At 51.4% G+C, this 22,261-nt stretch carries 27 protein-coding genes; 4 read left to right on the forward strand and 23 right to left on the reverse strand.

Features of this window, described 5'->3' with window-relative positions:
- Positions 1–6 precede the first annotated feature (6 nt).
- Positions 7–1,389: a YjiH family protein gene (locus ACSZLD_RS05270; RefSeq protein ID WP_444684465.1), complete on the reverse strand. Its 1,383-nt coding sequence runs from the start codon at positions 1,387–1,389 to the stop codon at positions 7–9.
- A gap of 13 nt (positions 1,390–1,402) precedes the next feature.
- Entirely contained in the window at positions 1,403–2,227 is an 825-nt protein-coding gene (locus ACSZLD_RS05275) for a MurR/RpiR family transcriptional regulator (RefSeq protein WP_444684466.1), read from the reverse strand.
- A 177-nt stretch (positions 2,228–2,404) separates the two neighbouring features.
- Here ACSZLD_RS05275 and nagE point away from each other — a divergent pair, with 177 nt between their 5' ends.
- Together nagE and ACSZLD_RS05285 are read left to right on the forward strand one after the other, a co-directional pair.
- Positions 2,405–3,850: an N-acetylglucosamine-specific PTS transporter subunit IIBC gene (gene nagE / locus ACSZLD_RS05280; RefSeq protein ID WP_444684467.1), complete on the forward strand. Its 1,446-nt coding sequence runs from the start codon at positions 2,405–2,407 to the stop codon at positions 3,848–3,850.
- Positions 3,851–3,926: 76 nt separating this feature from the next.
- Entirely contained in the window at positions 3,927–4,142 is a 216-nt protein-coding gene (locus ACSZLD_RS05285) for a hypothetical protein (protein WP_444684468.1), read from the forward strand.
- 44 nt (positions 4,143–4,186) lie between these two features.
- On the opposite strand, the gene ACSZLD_RS05290 is transcribed toward ACSZLD_RS05285, so the two are convergent.
- From ACSZLD_RS05290 to ACSZLD_RS05330, 9 genes are all read right to left on the reverse strand, one after another.
- Positions 4,187–4,369, reverse strand: a complete 183-nt coding sequence (locus tag ACSZLD_RS05290; protein ID WP_168006107.1) for a DUF2207 domain-containing protein — start codon at positions 4,367–4,369, stop codon at positions 4,187–4,189.
- A 184-nt stretch (positions 4,370–4,553) separates the two neighbouring features.
- Complete coding sequence (locus tag ACSZLD_RS05295) at positions 4,554–5,015, reverse strand: ASCH domain-containing protein (RefSeq protein WP_444684469.1); 462 nt, start codon at positions 5,013–5,015, stop codon at positions 4,554–4,556.
- A 21-nt stretch (positions 5,016–5,036) separates the two neighbouring features.
- Positions 5,037–5,423, reverse strand: a complete 387-nt coding sequence (locus ACSZLD_RS05300) for a hypothetical protein (protein WP_444684470.1) — start codon at positions 5,421–5,423, stop codon at positions 5,037–5,039.
- A gap of 19 nt (positions 5,424–5,442) precedes the next feature.
- Entirely contained in the window at positions 5,443–5,793 is a 351-nt protein-coding gene (locus ACSZLD_RS05305; protein ID WP_444684471.1) for a hypothetical protein, read from the reverse strand.
- 379 nt (positions 5,794–6,172) lie between these two features.
- Positions 6,173–6,379: a hypothetical protein gene (locus ACSZLD_RS05310; protein WP_444684472.1), complete on the reverse strand. Its 207-nt coding sequence runs from the start codon at positions 6,377–6,379 to the stop codon at positions 6,173–6,175.
- A 50-nt stretch (positions 6,380–6,429) separates the two neighbouring features.
- The gene (locus tag ACSZLD_RS05315) at positions 6,430–6,618 is read right to left on the reverse strand and encodes a hypothetical protein (protein WP_444684473.1); all 189 of its coding nucleotides are present in this window, start codon (positions 6,616–6,618) and stop codon (positions 6,430–6,432) included.
- A gap of 5 nt (positions 6,619–6,623) precedes the next feature.
- Positions 6,624–7,520, reverse strand: coding sequence for an arsenic resistance protein (locus ACSZLD_RS05320; RefSeq protein ID WP_444684474.1), 897 nt, complete (start codon positions 7,518–7,520; stop codon positions 6,624–6,626).
- A gap of 10 nt (positions 7,521–7,530) precedes the next feature.
- Entirely contained in the window at positions 7,531–8,451 is a 921-nt protein-coding gene (locus ACSZLD_RS05325; RefSeq protein ID WP_444684475.1) for an AEC family transporter, read from the reverse strand.
- Entirely contained in the window at positions 8,448–8,987 is a 540-nt protein-coding gene (locus ACSZLD_RS05330; RefSeq protein ID WP_377907843.1) for a GNAT family N-acetyltransferase, read from the reverse strand. The genes ACSZLD_RS05325 and ACSZLD_RS05330 overlap by 4 nt, the downstream gene beginning before the upstream one ends.
- 131 nt (positions 8,988–9,118) lie before the next feature.
- Here ACSZLD_RS05330 and ACSZLD_RS05335 point away from each other — a divergent pair, with 131 nt between their 5' ends.
- The gene (locus ACSZLD_RS05335; protein ID WP_444684476.1) at positions 9,119–10,219 is read left to right on the forward strand and encodes a GGDEF domain-containing protein; all 1,101 of its coding nucleotides are present in this window, start codon (positions 9,119–9,121) and stop codon (positions 10,217–10,219) included.
- Between the two features lies 1 nt (position 10,220).
- Here the strand turns inward: ACSZLD_RS05335 and ACSZLD_RS05340 are convergent, their stop codons facing one another.
- From ACSZLD_RS05340 to ACSZLD_RS05355, 4 genes are all read right to left on the reverse strand, one after another.
- The gene (locus ACSZLD_RS05340; RefSeq protein ID WP_444684640.1) at positions 10,221–11,696 is read right to left on the reverse strand and encodes a potassium/proton antiporter; all 1,476 of its coding nucleotides are present in this window, start codon (positions 11,694–11,696) and stop codon (positions 10,221–10,223) included.
- A 232-nt stretch (positions 11,697–11,928) separates the two neighbouring features.
- The gene (locus ACSZLD_RS05345; protein WP_444684477.1) at positions 11,929–12,090 is read right to left on the reverse strand and encodes a hypothetical protein; all 162 of its coding nucleotides are present in this window, start codon (positions 12,088–12,090) and stop codon (positions 11,929–11,931) included.
- 5 nt (positions 12,091–12,095) lie between these two features.
- Entirely contained in the window at positions 12,096–12,233 is a 138-nt protein-coding gene (locus ACSZLD_RS05350; protein ID WP_444684478.1) for a hypothetical protein, read from the reverse strand.
- 224 nt (positions 12,234–12,457) lie between these two features.
- Positions 12,458–12,988 (reverse strand): thermonuclease family protein, encoded by a 531-nt coding sequence (locus tag ACSZLD_RS05355; protein ID WP_444684479.1) that lies wholly within the window; start codon positions 12,986–12,988, stop codon positions 12,458–12,460.
- A 329-nt stretch (positions 12,989–13,317) separates the two neighbouring features.
- Between ACSZLD_RS05355 and ACSZLD_RS05360 the strand changes: the two genes are divergently transcribed.
- Positions 13,318–14,100: a formate/nitrite transporter family protein gene (locus ACSZLD_RS05360; RefSeq protein ID WP_444684641.1), complete on the forward strand. Its 783-nt coding sequence runs from the start codon at positions 13,318–13,320 to the stop codon at positions 14,098–14,100.
- Here ACSZLD_RS05360 and ACSZLD_RS05365 read toward each other — a convergent pair.
- The 8 genes from ACSZLD_RS05365 to ACSZLD_RS05400 form a co-directional block, all read right to left on the reverse strand.
- Positions 14,087–14,221 carry a hypothetical protein gene (locus tag ACSZLD_RS05365; RefSeq protein WP_444684480.1) on the reverse strand — a complete coding sequence of 45 codons (135 nt, stop codon included), beginning with the start codon at positions 14,219–14,221 and terminating at the stop codon, positions 14,087–14,089. The genes ACSZLD_RS05360 and ACSZLD_RS05365 overlap by 14 nt on opposite strands.
- A gap of 219 nt (positions 14,222–14,440) precedes the next feature.
- Positions 14,441–14,746 carry an AzlD domain-containing protein gene (locus ACSZLD_RS05370; protein WP_168006085.1) on the reverse strand — a complete coding sequence of 102 codons (306 nt, stop codon included), beginning with the start codon at positions 14,744–14,746 and terminating at the stop codon, positions 14,441–14,443.
- On the reverse strand, positions 14,743–15,447 hold the full coding sequence (locus ACSZLD_RS05375; protein WP_444684481.1) for an AzlC family ABC transporter permease: 705 nt from the start codon (positions 15,445–15,447) through the stop codon (positions 14,743–14,745). Before ACSZLD_RS05375 ends, ACSZLD_RS05370 begins: the two co-directional genes overlap by 4 nt.
- A gap of 54 nt (positions 15,448–15,501) precedes the next feature.
- Positions 15,502–16,809 (reverse strand): hypothetical protein, encoded by a 1,308-nt coding sequence (locus ACSZLD_RS05380; protein WP_444684482.1) that lies wholly within the window; start codon positions 16,807–16,809, stop codon positions 15,502–15,504.
- 5 nt (positions 16,810–16,814) lie between these two features.
- Positions 16,815–18,041, reverse strand: coding sequence for a M20 family metallo-hydrolase (locus tag ACSZLD_RS05385; RefSeq protein WP_444684483.1), 1,227 nt, complete (start codon positions 18,039–18,041; stop codon positions 16,815–16,817).
- Positions 18,038–19,342 carry an amidohydrolase gene (locus ACSZLD_RS05390; RefSeq protein WP_444684484.1) on the reverse strand — a complete coding sequence of 435 codons (1,305 nt, stop codon included), beginning with the start codon at positions 19,340–19,342 and terminating at the stop codon, positions 18,038–18,040. Before ACSZLD_RS05390 ends, ACSZLD_RS05385 begins: the two co-directional genes overlap by 4 nt.
- Complete coding sequence (locus tag ACSZLD_RS05395) at positions 19,339–20,523, reverse strand: M20 metallopeptidase family protein (protein ID WP_444684485.1); 1,185 nt, start codon at positions 20,521–20,523, stop codon at positions 19,339–19,341. The genes ACSZLD_RS05390 and ACSZLD_RS05395 overlap by 4 nt, the downstream gene beginning before the upstream one ends.
- 84 nt (positions 20,524–20,607) lie before the next feature.
- Positions 20,608–22,146 (reverse strand): AbgT family transporter, encoded by a 1,539-nt coding sequence (locus ACSZLD_RS05400; protein ID WP_444684486.1) that lies wholly within the window; start codon positions 22,144–22,146, stop codon positions 20,608–20,610.
- Positions 22,147–22,261: the final 115 nt, after the last annotated feature.

Genomic DNA, 22,261 nt, shown 5'->3' on the forward strand with positions numbered 1-22,261 from the left:
TTCCTCCTAAAAAATCAGATGGGCCATCAGCACGACGATCGGAAGCGTGATCAACGTGCGCAGAATAAAGATGAACACGAGATCACGGAATTTAACCGGCAGCTTGGAGCCGAGCAGCAGTCCACCCATCTCTGACAGATATACGAGCTGGGTAACGGACACACAGGCGATGATAAAGCGGGTCATGTCACTTTCAATGCCGCTTCCGATAATCGCCGGCAGGAACATATCCGCAAACCCTACGACCATTGTTTGAGCAGCAGCTTCTGCTTCCGGTACCTGCATCAACGCAAGCAATGGTTCAAACGGACGTCCGAGAATTGAAAAGAAAGGCGTGAATTCAGCCGTGATGAGCGCGACTGTTCCAATTGCCATCACAACAGGCAGCACACCGATCCACATGTCGAGCACGTTCTGCAGTCCGGTCCGGACAAACAGCTTTGGACTGCGGCTGGAGCGCGCCTTCGCCACTGCTTCGCTGAACCCGGCTTTCACTAGGGATGTACCAGCGGGAACTTCGACGTCCCCTTTGATTTCCTGGCCTTCATATGCTGTGTCCGCTTTACGCGAGAGCGGCGGGATACGCGGCATAATGACAGCAGCAAACAGACCCGCGATCGTGATCGTCAAGTAATACTGCGGGAACATGTGCATCAGTTCCATGTAATCGATGATGACGATCGTAAATGTGATGGAGACAACCGAAAACGTTGTCGCTACTACAGCAGCTTCCCGCTTTGTATAGTAGCCGCTCTCATACTGTTTCGTTGTCAGGAGCACGCCGATTGTTCCGTCGCCAACCCATGACGTCAGGCAGTCGAGCGAGCTTCGACCCGGCACCCGAAAAAGCGGCTGCATGACCTTCATGAGCAGCACGCCGATAAATTCGAGCATCCCGAAGTTTAATAGCAGTGGCAGTAAAAAGCCGGCAAGTAAAAACGTTGTCAGTAAAATCGGCAGCAGGTCGTACATGAGCAGTCCGCCGGTATCTTCTGAGTAAACTGCTTCCGCTCCGAATCCGAATACGACCATCACCGCAAACAGCAGCCCTGCTGCGCGGATGACGGTCCATACTGGTTTAACGAGCAGCAGCGAACGCAGGCTGTCTCGTTCCAGCACAAACGCTGGCTTCAGAAGCTGAGCGCCGATCGTCAAGATTACAGAAACGGCCATAACAGCAATGATGATAAATGGGATTGCATCGCCGAGCGCTCCGTTAATGAACCCTGCCATAAACGCGATCGGGATCGTTATGCTGTCATCCTGCGGGATCGGCACAATAAACAGGAGGATACCCAGTATAGACGGCAGGATAAAGGATAAGATGTCTTTTCGTGTCGGCTTCGGTTTTGGTGAAAATTCCTGGTTGATATTCGGCAGTGAACTCATTGTAAGGCCTCCTCTATTCTAAATAACGTCTGCTTGCAGCGTACAGTTTTTCTAATTCTTTTCGGCGCGGTGCAGCTTGACCGAGTTCGTCTGCATGGTGCTCGACTTTTTCCAGCAGCATTTCCAAAAGCGTAATGGTGTAGGCGGCAGAGCGGTAATCACCGCCGTCAGCAACGGATGCTGTCCAGACGCTGTCAGCTGAGGCGGCTGGCGGACTCGATGCATGATCCGTCATAACGAGCAGCTCCCCTGCCCTACCGCTGGCGGCTTCTGCGACTGCTTTTGACTGATAGTGATAGCGCGGGAAGGATAGCAGCACGACGCACGTGCTCTTATCCATATCAAGAATCTCCTCCGGCTGCATCGTTTCCGGTCCGATGAGATGTATGCGCTTACGAAACCCGCGAAGCGAGAAAGCAAGCCAGTAAGCCGCTGCATATGTACCATCGAAGCCCGCAATCACAACTCGCTCAGCTTGAAGCAGACTGCGGCTCCACTTTGTGAGAAGCGGTTCCAGCGCTTCTGTATCGATACCTTCCAGCATGCGGATTTCCTTGGCCGGTATACTTTCTGCCGCATACACCGGTCCATGTTCCTGCACGCCAAGCCATTCTGTGCGCCACGCTTCCTGAAGCTCACTGAAGCCTCGGTATCCGAGCGCATGCGAGAAGCGAATGACGGTTGTTTCACTAACGTCTGTTCGTTCACCGATTTGCCCGGCCGTGAGCATTGCTGCTTCAGACGCGTGCGTCAGAAAAAAACCAGCCACCTTCTTTTGACCGCGTGAAAAGCTGTTATACCGTTCATGCAGCAAATCCTTTAAGGACAGCTCGTCCACCTCCTAATCCATAACGAAGTTTTTCCTGCTTCTTCACAGTATAATGCAGGATATCCTGCAAAAACAACAAAAATTTAGAAGATTTAATTTATCTAGTGGTCTAGACATCTATATGAATAAATGCTATTCTGTTTGTATGAAATCGCTTCATTATTTATTGGAGGAGGAACCATCTTTATGAAGTATATTCAAGCAATCGGGCGTTCACTCATGCTGCCTGTTGCCGTACTGCCAGCGGCTGCGATTCTCGCCGGAATCGGTAACTGGATCACGGCCGTAAACGAAGACAGCGTGATCGGCCAGTTTATTATTAACGCCGGCACATCGATTCTCGACAACATTGCGATCTTGTTTGCTGTCGGTGTTGCGATCGGTATGTCCCGAGAGAAAGATGGCGCAGCAGCACTTAGCGGGCTCGTTGGTTTTCTCGTTATTACACAGCTTTTAAGCAGTGAAAACGTGGCTGGCATGATGGGAGTAGCCGAAGATGATGCTCCGCTTGCCTATTCCGGTATTGACAACGTCTTTATCGGCATCATTGTCGGTCTTGTCGCTGCAGCGCTTTACAACCGCTTCAGCCACGTGAAGCTGCCTGATGCACTTGCCTTTTTCAGCGGCAAACGGCTCGTCCCGATTTTAACAGCTGCTGCATCCGTCGGGCTCGCAGGTATTTTCTTCTTTCTGTGGCCGGTTGTTTACAACGGGCTCGTCACGTTCGGAACGGCGATCAGCGGACTCGGTCCTGCCGGCGCCGGTCTTTACGGGTTTTTCAACCGTCTGCTTATCCCAACCGGACTGCATCATGCCTTGAATCAGGTATTCTGGTTTGATCTCGCGGGCATAAACGACATCGGAAATTACTGGTCCAGTGAAGGAGAACCAGGCGTGACAGGACGCTACATGGCCGGTTTTTTCCCGATTATGATGTTCGGACTGCCAGCTGCTGCGCTCGCCATGTACCACACTGCGAAAACAACGCAGCGGAAACAGGCCGCCGCCCTGCTCCTTGCAGCTGGAATTGCCTCCTTCTTTACCGGTGTCACAGAGCCGCTTGAATTTTCGTTTATGTTTCTTGCTCCGCTTCTGTTCGTCGTGCATGCTGCGTTAACCGGACTGTCCCTTTTTATTGCAGCATCGTTTGAGTGGATGGCAGGCTTCGGTTTCAGCGCAGGCTTAGTCGACTTTGTGCTCGGCTTCGTTATGCCTCTTGCGCAGCAGCCGTATATGCTGATCGTTCAGGGTCTCGTTTTTGCAGCCATTTACTACTTTTTGTTCCGCTTTTTAATTATTAAGTTTGATTTGAAGACACCCGGTCGCCAGGAGGAAACCGGAACGGAGGAGACGAGCGCCGGAGAGGAAGACGCAGACAGCGAGCTTTCCGCTCAAAGCGCCCGTATCATTGCCGGTCTTGGCGGAGCTGCAAATATTGCTTCGATCGACAGCTGCGCCACCAGGCTGCGACTGGAGGTTCACGACATGGACGCTGTTGATGAAGGTGCAATCCGTCGCACCGGGGTTCCCGGTACGAATATCGTCGGCAAGCACAGCATCCACGTGATTATCGGCCCAAGCGTACAGTTTACAGAGGAAGAAGTCCGCAAGCAGGTGGAAAAAGAACAGTAAATACTTGTAAGAGGCTGGGGCTTCCTCAGCCTCTTCCCTATGTCTGCTATACTGGAGGCGTTGAGGAGGTGATGATATGGATCTGATTTATCAGTTTTCAGCCCTGTTCATTCTTATTCTTCCGCTAGCGATGCTCATCGTTCTGCTTGTGTTCATCAACAACATGAACAAGCAGACAAAAAAGCGGCTGGAGCTGGAGCAAAAACGCGCGGAGCAGCTGGAAGCAATATCAAGGCGACTTGATCATGTTGAAAAGAGAATCGGAAACGAAGAAGATCCTGCTCCAAAATGAGACAATAAAAAGCAGCTCCGGTTCGAAACCGAAGCTGCTTCACGTTATGCCTCTTTTCCTAATGCTGCCTTGCCATACACGATGACGACAGCGGTGATAATGGAAACGATAATCAGACCGACTGTGCCGATTCCAAAACCGGCCATATCAAAAAGAATGCCAAATACGAGCACGGCAGCGATAAAAAACAGAATAATATCAATCAGCTGATGTTTAACTGGCTGCATGATCCGCATCTCATCACCTTCTTTTCAGAATAGGGTTGCTTCCCTATTCTATACCCATCTTTCTCCTGTTCTATGCCGCTGCGCTACTTCTTTCGCTTCAGAATCTGCACGGTGATAAACGCAACGAGCGTCGTACCTGTTAGAAAAAACAGCATCGTGGCAGCAATGCTTCCAAGCCAGTCCATTACAGCGCCGGTCCTTCTGTGTAAACAAGCAGAAACCGCTCACAGACGAGCTTTAACGATGGATCAAAGCGCAGACCGTACTTACCAAGCTCCTCTTTGAAAAAGGCTTCGTGATCAGCCCACCATTTTTCGTACCCGCCTTCTCCTTCTGCCAGTGCAAAATCCTCCGGCACGTCCTCCATTTTCATAATTGACACTCTCGTCGTTTCTATCACAGCGAGCGGAGAGCCGTTTTCAGCGAGAACGATGCTGTAAGCGCCTGGCTCTGGTAGCGGCTGCTGCTCGATTTCGTATAACGGCAGCGCCGAACAGGTAGCAGTTTTTTCCTGATCCAGTACGAGTCTGGCCAATTCATCCGCCGAGTTGCCTCCGAACGAAAAGGCTTCGTAATAATTGTCCGCCTTAATTCCCTTTGCTTGTCTAGCCCGCTCCCAAAATGCCTCTACTAACGCTTCTTTCATGATCGACACATCCTTTATCAGTTATGTAGTAAACAGAACTATCATACTTACCATCCCTAGTATATACAGAAAAAGCAGCATACTGACTCCTGCCGAATAGTGCTTCACACTTTTGTCTTCTGCAAAACGTACGTCATAGACCAGCTGAACGAGCTGCTGCAGCATGATCATGGTGACGGCTATCAGTGAAATCTCGGCAGCTGTCCCTGCAATCAGCTGCACCTCCCCTAAACCAGCCCGGATCAGGATTGCCGCAATGCCTACGGCTATGATGCCAAAGCGCAGAGCTTTAAAGCCCCTTCCCCAGTCCTGGTTAACCTCGTGCCGCTCAAGCCCTACCCATTTGCGAAGTCCCCACAGTGACATGAACAACAGCGCTGTTGCAATAGAAAAAATGATCCAGATCATGAATCAGCCTCCTTTAACGTCACCCGATTAAAGCCAATAACAGGAACCAGCCTGTCACGAGCATCACCGTAAGTGCTGCCATTCGTTTTGAATACGCGACCACATCCGGCTTCTCGGCAAATTTGGAATCAAAGAACGCCTGTCCGAGAGCCAGAAGTGTGTAAAAAGCCGGCAGAATGACGATTGGTGAAAGGTATACAGGCGGTTGATCTCGGAAAAAGATGGCTCCATACAAGAGAAGCGCGATCCCCGCTGCAATCAACACAAGCTGGATGATAAAATGAGATCTGCCCCACGTGCGATTGATCTCTTGTTTTTGCAGATCAAGCTTCTTACGCCAGCGGAACGGGAAATATAACATACTTAGCACGAACAGCCCTGCTGCCAGAAGTAGTAGATTTGCGATAATAAGCCTCCTCGTTAAGCTTGATGGTCAGCGTACATTCTATTCATGAATCTATTCCTGCTTCATTACTTTGAATAGGACGCAGGCAAGTGATTCCAGATGCAAGTTCCTATCCGTCTTTTAACTTCAATCTTCTTTTATCCTTTACGTTCATAGGATGAACGTTTTCTCATACCAATCAACCTGTCAAAAATAGAATCGTGCTGAACCATATCGCCAGCAGTCCTACCATGGAAAACGAAAAAACGGGGACGTTTCTATTTTCAGCAAAACGATAATCGTACACGGCCTGCACAAGCTGCATGAGAGTCACTCCGACAGTTGTATAGATTAGAGGATTCGTTCACATTGGTTCATCGGGCCGCATTTCCTGCGCATCGTTCCCGCTCCACATGATCAGAGTAATCATTGCTATCGCGATCACCAGAAGGCTGATCAGATGCATGCCGCCATAATACTGCTGGACCTCTTTTCGCCTCAGCTTCAATCCTTTTAGAAGTACAAGAACGATCAAGACGAAACCGGCTATTATAAGAGCTGATACGAGCACGCTATACCTCCTATATTATGTATACGGTTCAATGAAAATCTCGTTTCACATCAGGGGAGCCGGCATTCCACCTGGTTCCCTAGAAAACGTTCTTCTACGTTCACCACCCCGCCTTCCTCAATGCAGGACTGCATCACCTGCAGGTTGTCGCGATGCTGGGACTGCATCGTGATAAATAAAGCTGCGGCGATGCCAAGCATTAAAACGGCTGCCAGCAGCGCAATCATGTAACGGTTCATGGAAATCACCTCTTTAATAAATATGTCAGCAGACTTAAATAAGGAAGCTCCAACAGCGGCACAGCCAGCAGTACGAGCAGGATGAGCGGCTCATTCGGAAAAGCTGCTGCAGCGAACGCTACAGCGAGTGGTGCATTTCTCCCGGAGACGGTAAAGACGAGACTGATGTGCGCCGAGCGCTCCATGTGCAGCCATTTTCCAATGGCGTATCCGGCTCCGCTCATTGTGAGGAAAAAAAGCAGTGCAGGCACGAAGATGATGCCAGCCTGCTCCCACGCTTGTCCGAGCGCCCCCCCTTCAGCCATAAAGATCAGCAGAACAGCGCCTGCCAGCAAGAATACGGGCAGCTTTTCCGGGACGCTTCTGCCTGGTTGCTTTGCCCGGGCAACTACCGCAGCACCCAATGGAAGCAGAACCACAGCTAACGCCTGCATCAAAGAAACGGCTACGCCGCTGAAACCAAATGCGCCACCAGCAATCACTACGATTGCGGATAAGAAAAAGAGCTGCAACGCAAGATTACTCGGAATGAAGCTGGCTGAAAGCCTCACGTTTCCTCCGGCTGCCTTCGTAAACAGCAAATACCAGTCGGTACATGGCGTTACCATCAGCATCAAAAACCCGATAAACAGCGCTGTTTCACCGCCGAGAAAAAGCCACCCAAGACATACTGCGAAAAGTGGAGCCACCACTCCATTTAAGAGCAGGACCGTCAAGCGAAAGTTCCTTTCACGTTTTTCTTTGCCGCTTGGCATCGTATAAAAAACGAAAAATAACATACTCGCGAGCAGCAGGTAAATAATCGGCTCCAATGTCCAGTCAGGTGCAGTACCGCTTATCAAAAGCCCACATACAGCTGCTGCAAGGAGTAAAAACGGATCGATTGCATGTTTTCTGGTCATCGTTCCCCTCCTAAGCAAATAAGAGCTGGGCCAGATAGATGAAAAAGCTGACAGTGAACATACTTAAGATCGTGGAGATGAGCACGCCCTGTGCCGCAAATTCCGGATAATTGTCGTATTCCAGTGCAAACAGCGCGCTGTTTCGAGACATCGGGAACGCGCTCGCGATGAGAAGGGCCTGAGCCGTTAGGCCATCAATGCCGAGTAAAAAGATGATTCCCAATCCGAGCAGCGGCGCAAATATCAAACGCGCAATAACCGCTGCGAAAAAGAGGAGGGATAACTGCCTCAGCGCTGGATAAGCAACCTGCGCCCCCAACGTAAACAAGGCAAGTGCGATAAAAGCATCCGCCGTCTGCTCGAGCGGAATCATCACCGGGTCAGGCAGACTGATGCCGGTCAGCTGCACAATAACGGCAGCTGCCAGCGCATAGAGAACCGGTATTTTCAGCAGCTGCATCACCGCTGTTTTCATCGTATCGGCTGTAGAAGATGCCGCTTGAAACAATCCGTATGTATACGTTAAAAAGTTTTGAAACAGCAGAACGATGACTTGAATAGAAACACCGGCTGTACCCGCAAACACGAGCTGGCTTACAGGCAGGCCAAAGTTTCCGGAATTCATCAACACGACGCTGTTTTTAAACGTCGGAGCAAGCTTCGGGTCCATGCCGGTCAGTCGGCAAATCAGTCTCGACATTCCAGCCAGCAATAAAAATTGAATGAACAGAAATGCGCCGACGTCAAGCAGCAGACTGCTGTCCATTTCCTGTGTGGAAATCGTCGTAAAGACGACAGCGGGCAGAAAGAAATATGTCAGAAGCCTGGATAAAGTGCCAAGATCCAGCTGAAACCACCGCTGAAAAAACGCTCCTGCTGCCGCGAGAGCAAGAATCGGAAACATCACCTGAATGGCGATCTCCACAATCATCCTTCCCACTCCTGTCGCAGCACGCCCATTTTAATCGCATCGTACCGTTTTCCTTTCCACAATCGGGCTTCACGAATTCGTGCTTCTTCTATAAATCCCATTTTTTCTGCGACACGTATCATGCGGGTATTGCCGGACCATGTCGAGAGACCGATGCGATGGATCGACATCGAGGAAAACAAATAATCGATCCAGAGGCGGAAAGCAGTGCTTCCATAGCCTCCGTTCCAGTAATCCGGGTCGTAAAGGACAATGCCACCCTCCAGCCAGTCGGTGTTCCGGTCCACCCAGTAAGCTCCTGTATAGCCGACTGCTTTTCCATTGATCACGATTGCAGCTGCAGCCGGAATGCCAGCCTCTATTTCTTCCTGCCAGATTTGAGAATAGGTTTTCTCATCAACGAACTCTTCTGGTATGTATGGGCCGTTCCACTGCTTGGCAAGCTGTTTTTCTTCAATATATTTCCACCAGTATAGACTGTGGATTTCTGCTTCGTTCGGTATTTTCAGCTGCAGGTTTGATTCTGTTAGCATCATCGGCATCTGTCCTTTATTTTCCTTGTCGTTTCCAGTTTACGCCTTTCTGGAGTAAAAATAAACTTTCCTGAATCTTCCTCTGTTATGCTAAAATAATATCATGACGCCACACCCTCCCGGAGGACCGTTTTATGTCGATGATCAAAGAGCTTGGTGCAAATCTAGCTGTGTTAACAACGTTATTATTTTTATATACGCAATTTACTGGCCGCTATGCGCTGCACCAGACATCTCCATTAAAGCTGAAGCTGTTTGCCGGTGTAATGGGCGGGCTGCTGTCTAACGTACTGATGTTTTACAGTCTGCAGTATGGCGAAACGATTGTGGATCTGCGTCATATTCCTATTCTGCTGCTTGCCTACTATGGAGGTGCCGTCCCTGCAGGCATTGCCATGCTGTTTGTTATCATAGGCCGCTTTCTTTTTGGTATGACCGTATCTGCTTTAGCCGGAAGTGCACTTATCATTGCTGTAACGATTGCAGCAGTATGGATCGCCCGCAGCAAGCTTCCAAAAACCTTCTGCGTATTTTGGATGACGACCGCTGCCAACGTGATCTTTACGGCGGTCATCATTTATCTGCTTCAGGATCTGTCCATCCTGACCGGGCTTATACCATTTTACTGGGCCGTTTCATACATTGGTGCAGCTGCTGCTTTTTACACGGTAGAATATACAAGACGGTCGCAGCACCTGCTCAAACGATACCGTGAAGAGTCGCTCACAGACGGACTCACCGGGCTTAATAACCTGCGTCAGTTCAATATGCATTTGCGCACCTTTTCTGAAGAGGCGAAGGAGGAAGACAAGCCACTCGCGCTGCTTTTTGCTGACATTGATCATTTTAAGCGGGTAAACGATACGTATGGACATCGTGAAGGCGACCTTGTTTTGAGGGAAATTGCGGCTATTATGGGCAGAAATGTTCGTCCGGTTGATATCATCAGCCGTAACGGCGGTGAGGAATTTACCGTACTTCTTCCTGGCTGTGCTAAGGACGATGCAAATGAAATTGCAGAACGCATCCGGAAAGCTGTCGAAGCACACCCGTTCGTGCTTTCAGATGACAGTGTTATCCACGTGACACTCTCGATTGGCATTGCCGCCTTTCCGGAAACCTCTGCCGCCCCAGAAACACTCACAGCCGATGCAGACGAAGCGCTGTATGAAGCAAAGCGGAGCGGACGCAACAAAACCCGCACCAGTTCCGTGCGGGCCGTGCAAATGTTTTAACTTAGTCTTCCGGAACGCTGCGTCTTTCTCCGAGCAGCGTTTTTAAGTCTTTCTTACGCTTTTTTGACACGAGAATATACAGGATGTCCCCGTTTTCAATTGTCGTTTCCCCATATGGTGTGACGAGTGTTTCCCCGCGGATAATCGCGTTAATTAATACGTCAGGCGGGAAGGCAATGTCTGAAAGTGTCTGACCAATCACTTTCGTCTCTTCGTTCACCGTGTATTCAATGATTTCCGCGTTCGCCTTTCCAATCGACACAAGCTCGAGAGAATGAAACGGAGTCACCTTCTTTGGACCGGTGAGTCCGAGCTTCTCTGCAGCTGGTGCAATAGAGGTTCCTTGAATTAAAGCTGAGGTTAACACAACAAAAAACACGACGTTGAAAAACAGCTGTGCATTCGGCAGACCAGCTATTAGCGGGAAGGTTGCCAATACGATCGGAACAGCACCTCGCAGCCCGGCCCAGGAAACGAGCAGCTTTTCCCTTAAACTATATGAAAAGCCGATCAATGTTAAGAAAACCGCGGCAGGACGAGCTAAGAGAATCAGCACCGCTGATAAAAATAACCCCTGAATAATAATCTCCAGTTGAAACAGTTCGCTTGGAAAGACAAGCAGCCCCAGAATAACGAACATACCAAGCTGCATCATCCATGCAAATCCCTCGTTAAAGCTGAAGATCGTGTGCCGGTAGGTAAGATCGCTGTTGCCGACCACAAGAGCAGCGATATAGACAGCAAGCAGTCCGCTGCCTCCTACGACAGCTGTCAGACTGTACGTAAGCAGCGCAAAACCCATTGCAATGATCGGATACAAACCGCTCGATTCTAAGTTAACGCGATTGATCAGCCACGATGCCGCTTTCCCTAGCAGCAAACCCGCGGCCAACCCGACGCCCATCTGAATGAAGAAGTCCCCAGCAACAGAAAGAAAACCTACACGGTCCGTAGTAAGAAGCGTAATAAAAGAGAGCGTTAAAAACATCGCCATCGGGTCATTTGTTCCCGATTCTGCTTCCAGGGTTGCTCCGAGCTTTTCGCTGATATTATGATTCTTTAATGCTGCAAAAACAGCAGCTGCGTCTGTTGAACCAACAATGGCGCCGAAAAGCATCCCTTCCAGCCAGGTTACGTCCAATACAAAACGTGCCGCAACGGCGACGATGAGCGAAGTAAGTATAACGCCGACAGTTGCGAGGAGAAGGGAAGGGACAGCAATAGGTTTTATTGTCGCCCACTTTGTCGAGAGACCACCTTCAAACAATATAATAACCAGCGCAAAAATGCCGATCAGCTGCGCCAGCGAGGCATCATCAAAGTAAATGAGTCCAAGCCCGTCACTACCGGCAAGCATGCCTATTCCAATAAATAAAATAAGGGCAGGAATACCAAAACGACTGGAGAATTTCGTGGTTAGTACGCCGATGATGAAAAAGAATGCGATCAGCATTAGAAACTGATCAGTGGAAAACATGTCTTCTATGGACAATTACGGACACCGCCTCAATAAGAATGTTGCTATTCACAAGTTTACCAGTTTAACCCGAGTATTCACAGAAAAGTATACATTCTTTCTTTTCAAACTATTATTTATACGTGGAAATGTCTACTCTCAAAGGCACCGTACGTAAAAGACTTCCCGATTAAGGGAAGCCTTAATGAAAATGATAAAACTGCCTCCTGCGAATACAATGGAATTACACAAATTAATGACGCAATCCGGCAATCTCCATTAAATCGACTGAAAAAACAAGCCCCTGGCCGGCTTCATACAGATCGGCCTCTTTTTTAACCGTTTCAATGACAGCTGATGTTTCCGCTTTGTTGACAATAAGCAGTATACAGTCGCGTTCCGGATGAATTTTCATTCCCATTAAGCTCCCATCTTTCGAGCTGTGGCCGGACGCTTGCAGTGCGTATGCGACTGCACCCCTTCCTCTTTTTCAAGCTTAGTTAATACGTCTTTTGTAATACTGCGATCGAGTACCACTATTACAGCTGCTCCATCCATACTGACTCCTCCTAACCTGTTCTTTTCAGTTCCTATTCACGAATTTAAGGGCATATAAACTTAGAAAACAGTGAAACAACCCTAAGCAAAACAATCCATCGTACTTGGGCTGTTAATAAAGTCATTTATGAGAATACTTCCTTCAATCATCACACCCACAACATGAAAGGATGGCCTCAAATCCGCTGTATCCATTGTGCGATTTTACAGCTTTAGCTGAATCGCTACTCCCACATCCGTATCCCGCGCTCTCTGGCTTCTTCCTCGACTGCGCGCAGGTCTGCTTCATACTTGTCGTCCGGCGGATAGACGACGACTTCGGCAAGACCGAGAGCGAGCAGCTTCTCCTGAAACATCGTACCGTCTTCCAGATAGACGTAGGCGAGCGTTCGGTCAAACCGATCAACCGTAGTTTCATCCTGCTCCAAATAGACGGTTTCACCCAGCAGTGCCTGCCTGGCAAAAATAGCGGCCTCATCGCCCCACGGCTCTGATTCACAGGTTGGCGGGTCGTGTCCGTGACAAATTTCTGGTGCATCTACCATGTACGGCCGTATCCGCTCCTCCCCCTCACCAGCAATTACGACATCAAACGTATCGCCATCGACAACGTGCGTGACGGTCCCTTCGCGAATATGTTCCTGTTCAATCCGATCCACATATGTATGTAACTCAAACTCCAGCTCAAACGTTTCTTCTTCCGTATGGATTCCGCAAGCTGTCAGTAAACAAACAAGCGCGAGCAGTCGTTTCACGTGCATCTCCCCTTTAGCTTATTGTAGCGAAAGCGGACCTTGTGCGCCATGATAGAAGGCTCCATCGATTTTCTAAATCGCCGCCATGGTTTAAAACGGAAGGGAATAATGATGCTTATCTTCGTCATTGTATTTGTTCTGCTCCTGCACGTCAGTGGCATATTTTATGATGTTTTATCGTCAAAAGATGGGTTACGTCGCCTCTCCCTGCTCCTTATTGGTATTTCTTTTCATGTAAGGGCTGTCACTTGTGAATCTACTCACATTACTCTTTCTTTTTCTCTATTCCCGGCGTAAAGTGGAATACAGAGATGGAGGGATGACGTATGATGGAGAGCCAGTCGCTGGAGCAGGTCGAGCAGGTCTCCCAAAAGAAAGAGAAGATATTTAACACAGGGAAAATTCGTTATTTAATACGAGCGGCGCTTGCAAGCATGTTTATCGGCTTTGGTGTGATCGTCGCTTTCCGAACGGGCAGCTACTTTTATCTGGCTGAGTCTCCGTGGGCCTATCCAATGGCCGGGCTTACGTTCAGTGTCGCCATCATTTTAATCGCTTACGGCGGTGCCGACTTATTTACAGGGGACACCTTTTATCACACGTACGCCGCCATCCGGAAAAAAATGGCGTGGGGCGTCGTTGGAAAGCTATGGACGTATACGTATATCGGCAACATCATCGGTGCTGCAGCCTTCGCCCTGCTGATTTACACGACTGGGCTGTTCAGCGATCCTGAGATCAGTGCCTTTCTGCTGACGGTCACCGACAGTAAAATGACCGATCCGGTCTCCGAGCTGTTTTTCCGGGCAGTGCTTTGTAACTGGCTGATCTGCATGGCCTTTTTCGTGCCGATGTCGATGAAGGATGATATTGCGAAAATGGCAGCAATGGTGCTGTTTGTGTTCTGCTTTTTTATCTCCGGCTATGAGCACAGCATCGCCAACATGTGCACCTTCGCGATCGCGCTCGTGCTCGACAATCCCGGAGCTGTCACACCAGAAGGCATCGTCCGCAATTTAATCCCCGTCACCGCCGGTAATATTATCGGCGGCGCCATCTTTATGGGGCTCGTCTATTACTACATTAACCGGCCGTTTATTAAAGACAGCTGATCGAAAGCCGCTTCGGGATGGAAGCGGCTTTTTTCAGTACATGCTTGTAGTACGGCATACAGCTCCACCACTTACGCATAAATGCACTTTCCATACGCATACAGCTCCACCGCTTACGCATAAAGGCACCTCTCATACGCATACAGCTCCGCCACTTACGCATAAACACACTCTTCATGCGCATATAGCTCCATCACTTTCGCATAAATGCCCCTCTCATACGCATACAGCTCCGCCACTTACGCATAAATGTACTTTCCGAACGCATCACTCACTCTCTCCTGCGGTTAGGATCAGCGGATTTGCTTTTCCAACGAAAAAAGCTCCTGTCTCAGGGAGCTTACGTGATGATATGCACGCCGGTTAACAGCAGGATTGTGCCTGCAACGACGGCTAGAAGCGGTGCGCCGGTGTAAGCGATCAAAAAGGCGATGACGCCGCCTAACATGCCGTACCAGATCGTTTCCTGCGCATACAGAATACCTGGAAAGATGAGGGCGCCGAGCACGGCGTACGGCACGTGTGAGAGCATACGGCGCAGCCAGTCAGGCCAGTTTTCTGTAGAAAGGGCGATCAGCGGCAGGATGCGCGGGATGTACGTGACAAGTCCCATGCCGATAATCATCCAGATGAATTCCTCTCTCATGTGATCCGCCTCCTGATCAGCAGCTCATAGATGACAACTGCCGTAATCACCGCGGCCATTATGGCCCAGCCGGTGTCGAGTACAAACGCGTACATCCAGTTAAAGCCTCCGCCAAGTAAAGCGAGCACGACGACAGGCCGGCCTGCGTCTTTAATCGACGGCACTAACAGGGCGATAAACAGCGCGTAGAGCGCGATTCCCATGCTCTCCTGTAAAATTGCGGGTAAAATCGCTCCGGTAAAATAGCCGACGGCCGTAAAACCGACCCAGCTGGAGTAAGCGGCGATGCCTGTTCCTAATATGTAGCCGCCCGGCACCGGCTCCTTATGCACAGACGATACGGCAAAGACCTCATCTGTCAAAAAGAAGCCGAATAAAGCCCGGTAGCGCTTCGACGTCGGCTCTGCCCGCTCATTAATCGAGGCGCTCATGAGCAGATGCCGGAAATTCACGATAAACGTCGCGAGCACAATTTCGATCATGCCGGCGCCGACCGCAATCATCGACAGCGCCATGTACTGGGCCGCTCCGGCAAACACCAGCATACTCATGAGCACCGCTTCGTACACTGTGAGGCCGGTCGAGCCGGCAAGCAGGCCGAATGCAATCGCAACCGGCATATAGCCAAACGCAATGGAAAGCCCCGCCGACAATCCTCGGCGGAGCTCGATCGTATTTGGTGCAGGTGCAGCTTGTTCCAAAACGCTCTCCTCCTTCTCGCTTCTCCTAGTTTACGACAGGAGCAGGCAGAGCTGTCAAGCGTTTCCTTCTGCTTCCTCCAGCTTCAGGCGGAACAGTTTACGGGGCCGTCCACGGCGGACTCCCTGCTCTTCTCCGGCAATTTCTGCAAAGCCCGCTTCTTCCAGCTCATGCAAAATACGCCGTGCATTGCGCTCGGAGCTTGCAAGCCATACGGCGAGGTCCTTCGACGTCACTTCCCGCTGCTGGTGATAGCGGGCGTACGCGAGAATTTTCGAGACAACGCCGGGCGACACACGGCCGCGCAGCTGATCGACCGCGCGAAGGTGTCCGCTCTGCACCGAGTAGCTGAGTGATCCTGCCTCCGGGAAGTGCTCCGTTTGCCGCTTTTCTTCGTCGACTGCATAAATCACCCGTTCTGTTGTGCGGCGCGACTGCTGCAGCGCCTCCTGCACGTGGACTTCTGCTTCCATCGCACTGTTGCCGTAGCCGATTGCCATGCGGATGTGCAGCTTCGCCTGCAGCTCCGTTTCTTCCATCACCGTAAACGGAAGAGGGCGGCGCTCTACTTCGCCGCGCGTCGTAAACAAGTGAAACAAACCGTCCCCGATCTGCACGAAGGAGCCTTTTACTTCCTCGGCATAGCGCAGCAATATTCGCTTCAAATCCAGCTCACGGTGCTTTCGTCTGAACGAATGATACTCCTCCAGGCTTGCTTCCTCGCGCACTTCGACGCCGATGACAGCGAGCTGGTGACTGCGGTACCAGTCCGCCGATCGGCGCTCGCGGATAAATTTAAGCGTTTCACTGACATCAAAGCGTGATGCCGTAATCCGGTAAACCGGGATGCCTCTGCTTTTTAACTCCTGGTACACGCGGCGGATGCACGTTAACGCGATCGTCTCCGGTGCTTTTTCATGCTCCGCTGCATGAAACTGAATAATCTCCTCAGCTGATTTATAGCCGGCATACGGATACGTTGTGACCTGCAGACCATCCAGTTCGTGCTCCTGTTTCACCTGCTGAAACTCGGCTTCGTCGATCGTATCGAGCGAGACCCGGGTCGGGTTCTCCTCCCTGAAAAACATGTCGAGCAGCGCGCCAACGAGGCTCGCCCCGTGAAGCGGCGGATAGTAGGCATTCTCGCGGTTCACGAACCCCTGCTCTACGGCATACGCGTAAGGGGCCTGACCGGAAAAAAGCCAGCAGTCCACCTTTCCGGCCGCGCCGTTCACGAGCGCTTCTGTTTCTTCCGTTGCTTCATAATGAAAGCTCGTCCAGTCAAAATCAGGGAATGGCCGCACGACCTCTTCCATCATCGTTACCGAATCTTTAGGACCGAGCAGCCCTAAACGTATTTTCACAGACATCACCTACTGACAGATTTCATGTGGTGGAAAAGAAGCTCCGTGCCTTTCACAAGGTCCTCAAGCGACGCGTGCTCCTCCGGATGATGGCTGAGTCCGTCGCGGCATGGAATGAACAAAAGTCCGGACGGCCATTTTGTCTGCATGTTCATGACATCGTGCCCTGCTCCGCTCTCCATCCCGAGGCATGTATAACCGGTTTCTTCTTCCAGTTTCTTCAGTTTATCATAGATGCCTGCGTCGAGCGTCACCGACGCATTGCGAACGATGACGTCTTTTTCGATATCGAACTGCGACTGGGACATCCAGCCGTCAATGGCCGCTTCCATTCGCTTTTTCTGCTGATCGGACACGCTGCGGATGTCGATCCCTAAGACGACGGTGCCCGGGATCACGTTCATCGCGTTTGGATAGCTTTCAATCGTACTTACGGTCGCAACGAGCGGGTAGTCATCGTAGTCGTTCAGCTTGAGCGCTGCCTGCTGCACGAATGTGATCAAACCGGCTGCTTCTGTCAGCGCATCCTTGCGCTGGTCCATCGGCGTCGTGCCGGTATGACCTGCTTTTCCGCTGATTGTCACGTGCATGCGAATCGGGCAGGCAATGGCAGCTGCCGCCCCGTATTCTTTTCCTGCGTTCTCGATCCGCATCCCCTGCTCAATATGCAGCTCGGTGAAGGAGAGCAGCTCGTTTTCGCCACGTTCCGCTTCCTTGAAGGCGTCCGGATTGTAGCCCGCCTCACGCATCGCTTCTGCGAGCGTGACACCGTCTTGATCGGTGATCGTATCGAGCTGTTCACGCGTCAGCATCCCTGTCATCGCTTTACTACCAACCGTTGACATGGAAAAGCGCGAGGATTCTTCCGATACGAAGCAGATTACTTCAATCGGTTTTTCCGGCGTAATGTCTGCGTCCGTTAAAAGCTTTACCGCACCGAGCGCGGTCAGAACACCAGCGGCGCCGTCATAGCCGCCACCGTTCGTAACGGTATCCAGATGCGAGCCAAACGCATGCGCCGGACCGTCCGACTTTCCATCGAGCCGCGCGATCACGTTGCCGACGGCATCCGTGCGCACCGTCATACCGAGCGCTTCTGCCTCCTCTTTAAAGACACGCTGCGCTTCCTGTTCTTCTTTCGTAAAGCTGAGGCGCGTAAACCCTTCCGGCCGGGTCATCGTATCGGTCAGGTTCAGTGCAAGTAGTCGTGTTTCCAGCCAATCTGCAATCATCGGCTCACCCTCTCCTTTTCATGATAAGTCGTGACGAGCTGCGCCAGCGCCTCAACAGCAGCCGGCAGCACCCCTTCATCAAAAGTAAATTTCGGATGATGGTGACCATATGGAAGCGGTGTGCCGTATAAGAGATAGGCCGCTTCCCCATTTTGCTCGCGTACACGATTCATCATGAGCGCCGCATCTTCTGAGCCACCGAGCGGAAGCGGTCCGATGACGCGCTTCGTAAACTGCTCACCCCAACTGGAAAGCTTGGCACCGATTGCTTTGCTCGACTCGGTTGTGCTGCCTTGCCCCACAACGTCGATGGTGACCTCGACTCCGTACATGTCGGCACAGGCGGTGAGGATGCGCCTTGCTTCTTCTTCCATATAATTGTTCAGCTCATTCGTTTCTCCTCGTGTCTCCATCATCATTTCCGCTCGTTCCGGAATGATATTGCGTCCTTCTCCGGCTGTCAGCTTGCCGACGTTCAAGCGTATGATGCCGTCCCGGTGCGGCGGAATTGCCTGCAGCTGAATCGCAGCAGACGCAGCTGCGAGCAGCGCGTTTTTTCCTGCCGCCGGATCGACGCCTGCGTGTGCAGACACGCCGGTAAACGTGACATCGAGCTTTGTTGTCGCGAGGAATCGTTCCGTGCCGCATGCGATCGTGCCGACTTCCAAATCATGAATACCGATGTGGCCGCTGAAAAAGTAGTCCTTCCCGTCCAGCCAGCCCTTTTCCACCATCGCATACGCGCCACGGCTGCCTTCTTCCGCCGGCTGAAATAAAAAGGTCAGCGTACCTGTAAGCTGGTCGACGTTTTCGACGCATAGCTTCACAAGTTCTACCCCTATCGCCGTATGCCCGTCGTGCCCGCAGGCGTGCATGTACCCTGGATGGCGGCTTGGAAAGCCTGCATCTGCGGGAAAATGCTCTGCAGCAGCTTCTGTAATGGGCAGCGCATCGATGTCAAAACGAAGCGCTGTATCCGGACCCGGTTTCCCCGTATCCAGCACCGCTACTGCACCAGTGTGTCCGCCCTGCATTCGCTCCAGCAGAGCAGGTTCTAAGCCCGCCTTTTCTGCGAGCTGAAAAAAATAAGCATCTTCTTCAGCCGACGGCAAGCCCATACGAGCACTGCTCTCTACTGCATCCGTTCCGGTATAGATCGTAACCGGCAGCTCGGAAAGCTCCGAAACAATTGCCGCAGTCGTCTGATACTCACACCAGCCAGGTTCGGCGATCTGGTGCAGCTTCCGGCGAAGCGCTGTCAGTTGTTCTGTTTTTGCTGCGATCGCCTCCGACCAGCTCATACGTCTCCTCCTTTTGCCGCGCGGTATGCCGTTTCCGCGAGCATTTCCACGCCATATGGAATCGCACGCTCATCGATATCAAACTGCGGGTCGTGCAGCGGCTTTTGCACTGTTCGCGACGGAATTGCCGTTCCAAGCCAGTAATAAGCTCCCGGATACGTCTCCAGAAAGCGGCCAAAATCCTCTCCGCCCATGCTAGGAAGAATCTCCGGCTGTGCCTCTTCACCGTAGGCATCGCGCACGGCTTCCGCGACGAGTGCCGCGCTTTCTTCGGTGTTTCGCGTTGCCGGATAGCCGTCATGGTACGTGAGCTCAGCCGTTCCGCCTAGCATCTCTGCCGTCTGAGTCGTAATCGCTTCCATCCGTTTTTTAATGCTGTTTTTGACGTCCGCTTCATACGTCCGCACCGTTCCTTCGAGCACGACTTCTTCTGCGATCACGTTGTAGCGGGAGCCGCCGTTAATGGTGCCAACCGTGACAACCGCTGATTTCAATGGATCGGTGCTGCGGCTTACAATCGTCTGCAGTGCGTTGATGAGCTGCGCGGCAATCACAACGGCATCAGTCGTCTGGTGGGGCATCGATGCGTGGCCCGAAGCACCAGTGACGCGGATTTCAAAGCGGTCGGAGTTGCCCATCATCGTACCTGGGCGGACGCCGAACGTACCGACCGGCAAATCAGGCCATACGTGCTGCGCGTAAGTCTCATCCGGAACGTAGTCGGCAAATACGCCGTCATCCATCATCGCCTGAGCTCCTCCGACAGGTGCGTTCTCTTCTGCCGGCTGAAACACGAGTAAAATCGTGCCTGATAGGGATTCACGGTTAGCGTAAAGCAGCTTACCCGCTCCTAAAAGCATCGCCGTGTGTGCATCGTGCCCGCAGGCGTGCATCGCTCCCTTCGTTTTGGATACGAACTCGTGCTCGTTTTGCTCGACGATCGGCAGGGCGTCCATGTCGGCGCGCAGCGCGATCGTTTTTCCGGGATGGGCCCCGCTGATGATGCCAAGCACCCCGTGTTCGGCAAAGCCGGTTTGAAACGGAATGCCGGCTTTCTCAAGTTCCTCCTGGACCCGTCTGGACGTACGGCTTTCTTCGTGCGAAAGCTCCGGATTTTCATGCAGCTCGCGCCGGAACGCGATCGTTTCTTCTTTGATTGATTCTCCAAGTCCTATAAACATACACATTATCCTCTCTGTCTGATACACGACAAACGGCCGCCCCCGGGAGCACGAATTGCGCCCCGCGGGAACAGCCTGTCTCGCTTAAAGACCAGGCGTGATGCCAGGTCCGATCGGCAGTCCGATCAGGTTCCATACGACGAAGATTGCAATCCAGATGAACAGGAAGGTCATCGCGTACGGGAGCATAATGGAAAACAATGTTCCAAAGCCTGCGCGGTTGTCGTATTTTTTCATAAAGGCGAGCACCATCGGCACGTACGGGTTCATCGGGGTAATGATGTTCGTCGATGAATCTGCAATACGGTAGGCCAGCTGGACGAACGCCGGGTCGTAATTTAAGAAATAAAACATCGGAATGAAAATCGGTGCCATCAGTGCCCACTGTGCTGAGCCGCTGAAAATAAACAGGTTCAGTACAGCACCGAGCAGAATAAAGCCGACAATCAGTCCCATTCCGGTGAAGTTAATCGCCTCCAGTCCGTTTGCGCTTGTGACGGCGATAAACGTGCCGAGATTTGTCCACTCGAAATACGCAATAAACTGGGAAGCAGCGAAAATGAGGACGATAAAGCCGCTCATATCCTTCATTGCTTTCCCCATCAGCTCCGGTACGTCAGCAGTCGATTGCAGCACTTTCACCGTCGTACCATAAGCGATGGCAACGACAATAAAGAAGAACAAAATGATCGGAATGATGTTATCCAGGAAAATCGACGGCACGACCGTTCCGTCTTCCCCGCGGAGAATGCCGTTTGGCGGCACAATCCCGGCAGCAACAATGGCAATATATACGGCCGCTGTAATACCGGCGTTTCGAAGCCCCTTCAGTTCCTGTGCAGTCGGCTGTTCTGCCGTCTGGGAAACGGTATCCGGATCTGCATACTTGTCATTGAACTTGCCAAGACGTGGCTCGACGACGCGTTCGGTGATCCATGTTCCGACGATCATGAGCATGAGGACCGAGAACGCCATAAAGAAGTAGTTATCCACCACGGTGACGACGAGGTCTTCATTTACCGTCTGGGCCACTTCTGTACTGATACCCGAAAGCAGGGCATCTGTACCCGTGATCAGCACGTTTGCAGTAAATCCGGCACCAACCCCCGCGAAACCGGCAGCCATACCAGCGAGCGGATGACGGCCGAGTGAATAAAACACCATCGCCGCAAGCGGTGGAATAATAACAAACGCTGCATCGGACGCCAGGTTTCCCATAACACCTGTTCCGATAATGACGTAGGTGACAAGTTTTGCGGGTGCATTCAAAATCGTCCGCTTCATAAACGTTTCGATCAGTCCGACCTTTTGCGCAAGCCCGATCCCGAACATCATGACAAGCACGAGACCAAGCGGCGCAAAACCGGTGAAGTTATCGAGCATCGAAGATAAAATAAACTCGAGTCCTTCCAAGCTCACCATGTTCTCGATGGCAACTGTTTCACCGTCCTGCGGATGCACAACGGAGAGGTTGAGTGCGCTCAGCACCCACGACAGGAGAATCACCCCGGCCGCTAAATAAATAAACAACATAAATGGATGTGGAAGCTTGTTCCCTAAACGCTCGACGTTGTCGAGAAACTTAAGGAAAAAGCCTTTCTTTTCCGTTTCTTCGGTGGACATCGTATCCCTCCAGCACGTATGTATTAACGGACATTATCTTTTTTTATTCCGTTAAACGTACCTTACCACATTTTTCGACATTTGAAAGCCCCCTCTTTTCAGAAAATTAGTTTTT

This window comes from Alkalicoccus luteus, from assembly GCF_052061695.1.
Lineage (GTDB): Bacteria > Bacillota > Bacilli > Bacillales > Salisediminibacteriaceae > Alkalicoccus > Alkalicoccus luteus.